Source organism: Nostoc sp. T09, from assembly GCF_002154695.1.
Lineage (GTDB): Bacteria > Cyanobacteriota > Cyanobacteriia > Cyanobacteriales > Nostocaceae > Aulosira.
This window is the reverse complement of sequence record NZ_MTAV01000194.1, coordinates 29,007-39,055: the sequence shown is the minus strand read 5'-3', so window position 1 is coordinate 39,055 and position 10,049 is coordinate 29,007. Positions and strand designations below refer to the sequence as shown.

Sequence of the window (10,049 nt, the reverse complement as noted above, 5' to 3'; positions counted from 1 at the left end):
ACACCCAACAAATTTGGGCTTTATCTTCTTAAGTTGACACCAATGAGCATTGCTAAACCCCTACGAAAAATTTATGTGTATCAGGATTTTCGTGAATTGGTATAACAAAAGTGTCTGAGGAAAGCGATGTCTGACGACAAGCCCTCCGGGTTCGGCAGTTGCTACCCTGCGGGTTCCGCTTTAGCGGTACAAGTCGGGGAACCCGACGACAGTTGCTACAACGGAGGGAACCTCCGCAACGCACTGCCTCACCGCTTTGCGTCTACGCATTCCCAATGGACGTAAAGAAACATTTCTGTTTTTTACAAGAGAGATAACACACGTATCGCATCGCCCAAAGGCGAATATATCCACGCTTGGAACTTTACGAATTGGGGTGACGAGTTCCCTATCGATGTCGCCCTCGACCAAGCCAAGCCCGAGGACTTTGACGCCCTACTATTGCCTGATGGCGTTATAAATCCGGATGTGCTCCGGATGTAGTCAAACTTTCATTTTTTACTTACCTGTTCTTGTTGATTGCTGCCCGTTACTGCCCCAACACTCGTATGATCAGAATAACAGGAACATAATAACAGCCAGATTTTTACCGTAAAACATGGGCAGTATTTGGGAAATCGATTTTTACTCCCGTCCAATTCTGGACGAAAATCAAAAAAAAGTTTGGGAAGTCTTAGTCTGCGAAAGTCCCTTGGATGTCCGCGCGAAAACAGATTCTTTGTTTCGCTATGCTAAATATTGCCCCAGTAATCAGGTAAATTCGGGTTGGTTGCGGACAGCGTTGCAGGAGGCCATTGACCAAGCACAAGAAGCGCCAATCAAAATTCGCTTTTTCCGCCGCCAAATGAACAATATGATTACTAAAGCCTGCCAAGATGTAGGGATTCCTGCTCAACCTAGCCGTCACACTTTGGTTCTCAACCAATGGCTAAACCAGAGATTTGAGGAGGTGTATCCTAATGAACCAGGATATCAAGCAGGTACTAATCCTTCGGTGCGCTTGGAAAATCCTTTACCTCAACGTTTACCAGATGCTTTAGAGGCGAATAAATGGGTATTTGTCTCCTTAGAAGCTTCAGATTTAATGGATATGCCAGAATGGGAAATTGGCTTTGGTGAGGCTTTTCCCCTAGAATTGGCGCAAATATCACCTGAAACCCGCATTCCTGGTGTTTTGATTTTCTCACCCAGAGCGTTGCCTATAGCAGGCTGGATGTCTGGTTTGGATTTAGCTTACTTAAAATTTGACACGAGTGTTGGTGCAAGATTACTGTTAGAAACTGGTGTGACAGAAAGCTGGATTTTGGCAAATATCAAAAACTCTCAAACTTTAGCAGAAGCCAAAGGTTTTGAAGAAGCCAAGCAAAAAGCTAATGGAGTGCATTTTATCGGCGTGCAGTCCGATCCTCAAGCAGAATCTTTTGCCGGATTTTGGCTGTTACAAGAGGTCAATCTGCCGTAAATTAGTGGCAGAGTAGTGGAGGAATCGGCATGAGGATCAACGGCAAGGGTAACGATCACCTTGACGAATGACTAGTCATTACTGACTAATTACTAATAAATAACCCAAAAGGGCAAGGGCTGATACATGTCGATGATTTGGGATAATGATCTGTGCCCATCTGCGGTTCAAAATCCACAATCCATAATTTACCAAGGGTCATGGGTTCTGAAAATTTGTCACAAGATACGCTAGCAGAACATCTGCTGGAACTAGCGATTAAGTCTGGAGCAGAAGCAGCTGAAGTATATCAGTCGCGATCGCTTTCTCGACCAATATTTTTTGAGGCCAACCGTCTCAAGCAGCTAGAAACCAGCCAATCTGAAGGTACAGCACTACGGCTGTGGCGCAACGGTCGTCCCGGGCTTACTGTGGCTTACGGTTTGATAGAACCGCAAGCGATGGTAGAACGCTCTCTAGCCTTGAGTCAACTTAATCAACCAGAACCAGTCGAGTTGGGCCGTAACTCTAAGCCATCCTACCCAGACTTAGGCAAAAGTGTGCCGATAGAGGTTTTGGTAAACTGGGGCAAAGAAGCGATCGCTCTGGTTCGAGATGCTTATCCAGACGTACTTTGCAATAGTGACTGGGAATGTGATGTGGAAAACACTAGGCTTGTCAATACCGCAGGTCTAGATTGTTACTACACAGATACAACCCTGAGCTGCTATATGTCGGCTGAATGGATACGGGGCGACGATTTTTTGAGTGTTTCTGATGGTCAAACTCAACGGGACGAACTCGACCCGGAAAAATTAGCCTACCAAATTTTACAAAGGTTAATTTGGGCTAGAGAAAACGTCGCCCCCCCTAGTGGTCGTGTTCCAGTATTATTTACGTCTAAAGCTGCTGATATGCTTTGGGGTACGGTGCAAGCAGCGTTGAATGGCAAACGTGTTCTAGAGAAAGCTTCTCCTTGGGCCGAACGTTTGGGTAAGCCAGTCGTTGCACCCAGCCTCACTCTCTACCAAGACCCCCAAGCCGGGCCTTACAGTTGCCCTTTTGATGATGAGGGTTCTCCTACCAAGTCTTTAGTATTTATTCAAGATGGAGTTTTACAACATTTTTATTGCGATCGCACTACCGGGCGACAATTAGGTATTGGCAGCACAGGTAATGGTTTTCGCCCCAGTTTGGGTAGCTATCCCTCTCCTGGGCTATTTAATTTCCTGATTCAGCCCAATTCTGCATCACTACAAGATTTGATTCAACTAATGGAAGATGGCTTGATTGTTGATCAAATGCTGGGTGGAGGTGGTGGCATTTCTGGTGACTTTTCTATCAATATTGATTTGGGCTACCGCGTAAAAAATGGTCAGGTAATTGGGCGAGTTAAAGATACGATGGTTGCTGGCAACATCTACTCAGCCCTCAAACAATTAGTCACTCTAGGTGGTGACGCTGACTGGAATGGCTCTTGTTATACTCCCTCTCTCATAGTAGAGGGACTTTCAACTACCAGTAGAAATAATTAAAACTCACTAGCTCACATTTAAGCGGTTTTAGGATGCGTTACATTGCGCCATAACATATCTATATGAATGGTACGTTATGGCAAAAATGTTTATTTTCCCTGTTTTTATGCACTTGTGCCATAACATAAGCTGACTTGAAAATAGAGCATGGGACAAGGGATATGGATTTTCATGCTTGGTTGTAGAATTTTTCTATGATTAGCTAGCTTGAAAATAGAGAACAGGGAACAGATAAAAAAATGTTCTCATGCCCTGATTGTGGGTGCAAGCCTCCTTACGCAGTAGCTATGCTAACGCCCGTGGAAGTCTAGCTTGAAACAGGTGTAAGGGTGTACACAGTTCATAGGAAGCGATCGCTAATTAGGGCTTGCTGAAGATGAAAGAAAAGAGGACTGTCTCTGAATTATCAGACCAAAGAAGTATATTCAGATGCAAGGCAAGAAGGTAAAATAGTCCAAAATCCTTGCATCACAGTGGTGAGCTTCAATAGGGTATATCCGAACTAACCATGTACCGAAAAGAAGAATTAACTCCAATTCCATCGTCAAGCTTCTTGCTTCCATTTGAAGGAAAGTTATCAGAAGATAATCGTTGAGTAATCATAGCTTCTTTAATACCCTGGACAGAATTTGAGCCAGAATATTCTTCATCATTGTCCGCACAGATGGGCGCACCAGCCAAGTCATTTCCGATGGTATTAGAGGCATTAATAATCAAAGAAAAGTTAGGGATAAGCGACAGAGAAACAGTAGAACAAATTAAAGAAAACCCTTATCTACAGTACTTTATAGGGATGTCTTCCTACAGTAATGAAGCACCATTTAACGCATCAATTCTCATCAGGCTTTGCAAAATTGCCCAAAATAATAAGTTGAAAAACAGCAAGGGCACCATAACGGTTTCACCACCTAATTTATATTAGGTATAATTTTTAGATTTTAAATTTCAGATTTATAAGTCTGAACACAAGGCTTGTCTCAAATCCTGAAAATTCATACCTAGGGGGGTAACACTTTTATCAATTTGTGCTGGCGTGAGGAATTTATTTGTGCCTAGTTAATACCACTTTCAAGATACAATTTTAGATTGTACATGGATTGCAGGATAAGCCTTTTATCCTCTCTATGCCATAATCTAAGTTCAAATTGACCATAATAGTAAGCGAAACGCTGCCTCTATATAATAATTTTGTTTGATTGAATGCTCCCTATTATCTATACCAAATTAAGTTGAAAAGTTAAAATTAAAAGATTTGTTAATTTTTAATTAATCTGATTGGTATAGTATTTAATCACTAAATTGTCTTTATATGTACTTCATAAATTAGCTAGTAATTGCAAGGATGTTTTAAAGTCTAGGTCAAGTAGGCTTCATATTACGTAAGTATATGCGTAAATATTGAAATAATTGCTTAAGAAAGCAACCAGATAGCATAAATTAGAATATTAAAGAACAATGGCAATACAGGAACTAGAAAATAGAGATTCAATTATTGCTACTTCTATTGGTAATTCAAAGAATTGGACCATTGAGCAACTAATTATAGATGGCGTTAGACATAATCCGGGAGCTACAGCGATCGCCGCACCTGCCCGTCCTCCGCTGACATATACTCGCCTTTATGACCACATCCACAATGTCATCGCCACCTTAAATGCAAAAGGCTTGGGTTTGGGCGATCGCATTGCGATTGTGCTACCCAATGGTCCAGAAATGGCTGTTACCTTCTTAGCAGTAGCTGCTGGCGCTACTAGTGCGCCTTTAAATCCAGCTTATAGCGCAGCAGAATTTGACTTTTATTTGGAAGACTTAAATGCAAAAGCACTGATTGTACAATCAGGAATTGATTCCCCAGCAAGGCAAGTTGCAGCGGCGCGTAATATCCCAGTTATTGAACTCTTGCCATTGGAAGCAGAGGCAGGAATCTTTCAGCTAGTAGGAGAAACTAATTTACCTCCAGTAGAGCGCAGAAGTAATAATAACGAGGATATCGCCCTGGTATTGCATACATCAGGCACAACTGCCAGACCTAAAATTGTGCCGTTGACACAGGCTAACTTGTATGCATCAGCGCAAAACATTAAAAAGGCCCTAGATTTGCGGCCAAGCGATCGCTGCTTGAACGTCATGCCCCTATTCCATATTCACGGGCTAAGTACAGTATTTTCATCCCTAGCTGCGGGAGGTAGTGTAGTCTGCACTCCTAACTTTGATGCAGTCAAGTTTTTTGAGTGGATGAAACAGTGGCACCCCAGTTGGTATACAGCTGTACCAACTATTCATCAGGCGATTTTAGCAGAGGTGGAGGCTCACCGCAGTATCGTCAAGCAATATCCACTGCGATTTATTCGCTCTGCGTCCTCAGCACTACCACCACAAGTAATGCAGGCACTAGAACAGTCATTTAACGTGCCAGTGATTGAAGCCTACGGTATGACGGAAGCTGCCCCACAAATTACCTCTAATCCCTTACCACCACAAAAGCGGAAATTGTATTCAGCAGGTCTTGCTGCGGGTCCAGAAGTGGCGATTATGGATGAAGTAGGAAATCTGCTGGTAAATGGTGAAGCCGGAGAGGTTGTCATCCGCGGCAGCAATGTCATGCTCGGTTATGAAAATAATCCTACAGCTAACTCAACTGCCTTTACTAATGGGTGGTTTAGGACCGGAGACCAAGGCTATCTAGATAAAGAAGGTTACTTATTCATTACAGGTAGGCTGAAGGAACAAATTAATCGTGGTGGCGAGAAAATTTCCCCTAGGGAAGTAGATGAAGTATTACTAGACCACCCAGCAGTAGCCCAAGCAGTAGCTTTTGCAGTTCCCCATCCTACTCTTGGTGAGGATGTGGCAGCAGCAATTGTCCTGCGGCCAAATGCTCATGTTACTGATAGAGAAATTCGTGAATTTGTTGTTACTAGGTTGGCTGAGTTCAAAGTTCCCACTCAGATAGTATTTGTAGCAGAAATCCCCAAAGGTTCTACAGGCAAACTCCAGCGTATTGGTTTGGCACAAAAGCTCAAAGAGCAATTGCAGGCGAATTATGTTGCACCCAGAACTGAGTTAGAAAAGGTGATAGCACAAATCTGGGTTGAGGTTCTGAATCTAAAGCAGGTAGGAATCTATGATAATTTCTTTGCTTTAGGTGGTGACTCGTTGCTAGCGCTACGTCTGTTCAACAAAATTGAACAGAAATTGGGCTACAGTCTGCCTATGTCTACCTTGATTCAAGCATCAACAGTTGAACAACTGGTAAATATCATTAGTGACGCTGAATCTTCAGATGCTTGGTCACCTTTGGTAGCGATTCAGCCACATGGTTCTCGACCACCGCTATTTTTGATTCATGCAGTTTGGGGTAATGTGCTATTCTATCGGGATTTGGTGCGTTATCTGCATCCGGATCAACCAGTTTATGGTTTGCAAGCAAAGGGAATTGATGCCCAACAAGCACCCTTAACTTCCCTGAATGAAATGGCCGCTTACTACATTCAGGAAATCCGTAAGGTTCAACCCAATGGTCCCTATTATATCGGTGGCTATTCTTTTGGCGGCATCATAGCCTTTGAAATGGCTCAACAACTAAAAACTCAGGAAGAGCAAATTGCGCTACTAGCAATATTTGATGTCTCATCGCCAGGTTATGCTAAACCGATTCCCAACTCAGATGATGCCAGCTTTTTCCATCTGCGGAAACTGTTGAGTTTGAATATTAAAGACCAGCTAACTTATTTGTGGGAGAGGATGTTGTGGCATTTGGAGATTGGTAAAGCAAGTATGTTTTATCGATTTTACTTGCGCTATATTAAACGCTCATTACCAGATTTGCGACTGTTGGAAGTAGCTTTGGCAAATAATAAAGCAGGTAAAAGCTATATACCGTCAATCTATCCAGGTCAAGTGACTCTGTTCCGCGCTAGTCAGCAAAATGTCGGGTTAGATGTGGATTTGGAGTTAGGCTGGGGTAAGCTAGCGGCTGGCGGAGTGGAACTCCATCATGTTCCTGGTTCTCATGCTTCCCACATCCAAGAACCTAACGTACAGGTGCTTGCTCAGAAATTCCAGGCTTGTTTGGATAAAGCACAACTAGATGCGCTAGAGTTTAACCACAAAATCAGCGACTCTCAAACAAAGAGTTATATAGATTCTCCCGCAAAGCACTAAAGATGAGAAAATCTGCGCTGGATTAGTTTGACGGTGTTATCTACCAGTACTTTGAAGCAATTTTTTCTGGTGACGAAACCCGCATCGGATTCGTTTGATCATCTAAAAACACAGCATCAAGTAACCAAGTACCTTAAATTTCTAGCTGAACGAATGAGCAGCGATCGCTTTTTTGTACCAGGTGCGTCTCAACTATCCCAGTATCAGCATAGATATGCTATTTACTAACTTCTTGCCATCCATGCAAGGGTGCTATGCTTTTGATCACCCATTCAATCATAATTGGGGGAGCCTCGGAAATCATGATGCTGGGATAAACTGCTGCACCCCAGTTTGGATGTACTAGCACACGGCATTTATTTTTAATAACTGGGTAATGAAGTAAAGCCTTCACCACTGCTGTGTCGTCATGAGGAACGCTTCCCGGATGAGAAAGTAATGGATAGCCTGTACGGGGATCTATGAGGTCTGTTAAATAGTTGCGATCGCGGAGATTAAATGCCAAATCACAACCAAACCGCATAAACTTTTCTCGTAGGCGTTCTTTCTCGCTTTCGATTACTGCTGTACTTTCATGAAGTTGATATCGTGATTGCTGTAAAACAATCACTACCCATAAAAAAGACTGCTGTTTCCAATCTGGTAGTATCCGTTCGCAGTTGGCACAGATATACTGGCTAGGAGAATGAATCGAAATCTGAATAGCTTGTCCCGTATTGCCAACCAAATGAATGGGATAGCTTTGCTCCGAAGAGTAAACTTTGGAATAGTTCACTACATTGATTCGGTTTTTGCAAGTTTTTGACTTTAATCTTCGGTATTAATAATAACTTTTAAAACTTTATAAAAAGCATTAATTTTCCAGAATGTTTGAGTTATTTTACTGATTTCTGGGTGAAGTGTTAAGTTTTAATCAGATTTTTATCTTTTATTAACTTAATTTCCATCAAACTGATTTGTTTGCGAGTAAATCTCCTCATCTGAAAGTTTATGTAGGTCAAGAATTCATCTATTGCATTAGTCAACCTACATCCAAAACTATCATATATCTCTCAAGGAAATAGTACTCACAGCACAAATTCCATGACTTCCTGCCCAGCAGTCATACCTTGCCGTTTTCTCAAGCCAAGAGCGTGAGTATTATAAACACATAACAAAAACCACAAAACTCCTTAGGTGAAGTTATGTTTTGCAGCTAAATTTGTTAAGGCTCTATTAATCTAGCTTTAAAGCATTGACTGGAACATCATCCCAAGAATCAACTATCCGCAATTGTGCTACCCAGCCGGCTGCTTTTTGTTTGTCATTCAAATTATCCTCAAAGGATTCATGACAGTCTTGAGCTTGAGACTCGTTACAACAGGCGATACAAGCATGAATCATGCCTGACGGATCAATTTGCTCGTTTACCCAAATAGTCATGGAGTTTGCCCTCAACAACTGTAGTCAAAAAAGCGATTTGTCCTTCTAGAATACTATTAAAGCCGAAAATTGCAGAGTAATTAAAAACTTAGCCACTTTTGCTAGTTAAGAATCATAAATAGCAGTTCTAATTTTGTAATAGTACAAGAATTATGATGTTAGAAAAAAGGTTAAAGGCGATCGAGAAAAGAATTTATCCCTTAACCTTTTGCTTTTTCTCAACAACAGATAATTTTTTGATTAACCTATTATGGTTTTTGGGTGGCGATCGCTAATTTAGCTCCCTGTACCTGACGTAACCGATCCATAACGGCCACTACCTGACCATGATGAACTTGCTCATCGGCGTTGATGATTACCAAGGCTTCTTTATTTACACCCATCAATGTACGTACTTGCTCTGCTAACACATTGAGAGTAACCGATTTGCGGTTCAAGCTAATTTTTCCAGCTGCGTCTACAGTGACATTAATTGGCTCACTTGATGCTTGTTGTTGTGCCGATGCCGCCTTAGGTAAATTAACTGGTAAACCTTCAGACCGAGTTAAAAACAGAGTTGACATGATAAAAAATGTCAATATCGCAAAGATCACATCAATCATCGGCACGATGTTAATTTGAGGTGGCAGATCTGGTTCATCTGGTAGGCGCATAGGATTTCTCTCCTCTTTCATAGCGACGACGGTAAAGTAATTCTAACTGTCCGCCATACTCCTGAATCCAAGCTATCTGGCGCTGGTAGAGTCCCCGGAAGGTATTAGCAAATAAAAGTGTAAAGATAGCAACGACTAGTCCTGAGGCTGTAGATACCAAAGCTTCACTAATCCCTCCAGTGACGCCTGTTGTTTTCGCGCCCCCGACTTCACCGATATTGAGGGAGGCAAAGGAGGCAATTAATCCTAATACAGTACCGAGAAGCCCTAACAAGGGCGCAAGACCGATAATTGTCTCAAAAATGTTTTGAAAGCGCTTCAGCAAAGGAATTTCGGCTTGTGCTTCACTTTCTAATGCCAACCGAAATTCCTCTGGAGTTGGTTCCTCTAATTCTAAAGCTGCTAAAAAAATCCGGGCAATAGGTAAATCAGTATTTTGCTGCAATTTATCCAAAGCACCAACTACATTATCTAGGCGATAAAGCTGTAGTACCTCGCGGACTACGCGATTTTGCCGATTATTTATCTTTACCCAAAACCTGACTCTTTCAATAATCAGCGCTACTGCCAACAACGAAAATCCTAACAGCGGCCACATGACCACGCCGCCTGCCGTAAATAAATTACCAAATTGCATCTAAAATTTTCCCACTCCTCAACAATCTTAAACTAACAGATTTCTAGATTAACTAAGCTGGTATGATAACTCCAAAAACATTACTGCGAGTGAATCTATGAAGTTAATCTTTGACACTACGTTAAATTAAGAATCTTCATTTTTAACCTATTTAAATTGTAGTTAATCCGGAGAATTTTGTAGGGTGGGCATTACCT

7 protein-coding genes and 1 pseudogene are annotated in these 10,049 nt (G+C 41.9%); 4 read left to right on the top strand and 4 right to left on the bottom strand.

What is annotated here, in order from left to right; all coding sequences use genetic code 11:
- Window positions 1-598: 598 nt before the first annotated feature.
- From BV372_RS30530 to BV372_RS30515, 4 genes and pseudogenes are all read left to right on the top strand, one after another.
- Window positions 599-1,462, top strand: coding sequence for a Tab2/Atab2 family RNA-binding protein (locus BV372_RS30530; RefSeq protein WP_086690616.1), 864 nt, complete (start codon window positions 599-601; stop codon window positions 1,460-1,462).
- Window positions 1,463-1,662: 200 nt separating this feature from the next.
- Entirely contained in the window at window positions 1,663-2,976 is a 1,314-nt protein-coding gene (locus BV372_RS30525) for a TldD/PmbA family protein (protein ID WP_086690614.1), read from the top strand.
- A 508-nt stretch (window positions 2,977-3,484) separates the two neighbouring features.
- Window positions 3,485-3,820, top strand: a pseudogene (locus tag BV372_RS30520) (transposase); the annotation flags it as partial.
- Window positions 3,821-4,431: 611 nt separating this feature from the next.
- The gene (locus BV372_RS30515; RefSeq protein ID WP_086690612.1) at window positions 4,432-7,140 is read left to right on the top strand and encodes an AMP-binding protein; all 2,709 of its coding nucleotides are present in this window, start codon (window positions 4,432-4,434) and stop codon (window positions 7,138-7,140) included.
- A gap of 217 nt (window positions 7,141-7,357) precedes the next feature.
- Here the strand turns inward: BV372_RS30515 and BV372_RS30510 are convergent, their stop codons facing one another.
- The 4 genes from BV372_RS30510 to BV372_RS30495 all read right to left on the bottom strand — a co-directional run bounded on the left by BV372_RS30510 (window position 7,358) and on the right by BV372_RS30495 (window position 9,852).
- A complete protein-coding gene (locus BV372_RS30510) occupies window positions 7,358-7,915 on the bottom strand; it encodes a methylmalonic aciduria and homocystinuria type D protein (RefSeq protein WP_086690610.1) in 558 nt (185 codons plus the stop codon).
- Between the two features lie 440 nt (window positions 7,916-8,355).
- Window positions 8,356-8,562: a glycogen debranching protein gene (locus BV372_RS30505; protein ID WP_086690608.1), complete on the bottom strand. Its 207-nt coding sequence runs from the start codon at window positions 8,560-8,562 to the stop codon at window positions 8,356-8,358.
- A 248-nt stretch (window positions 8,563-8,810) separates the two neighbouring features.
- A complete protein-coding gene (locus BV372_RS30500) occupies window positions 8,811-9,215 on the bottom strand; it encodes a biopolymer transporter ExbD (RefSeq protein WP_086690606.1) in 405 nt (134 codons plus the stop codon).
- Window positions 9,199-9,852 (bottom strand): MotA/TolQ/ExbB proton channel family protein, encoded by a 654-nt coding sequence (locus BV372_RS30495; protein ID WP_086690604.1) that lies wholly within the window; start codon window positions 9,850-9,852, stop codon window positions 9,199-9,201. The genes BV372_RS30500 and BV372_RS30495 overlap by 17 nt, the downstream gene beginning before the upstream one ends.
- Window positions 9,853-10,049: the final 197 nt, after the last annotated feature.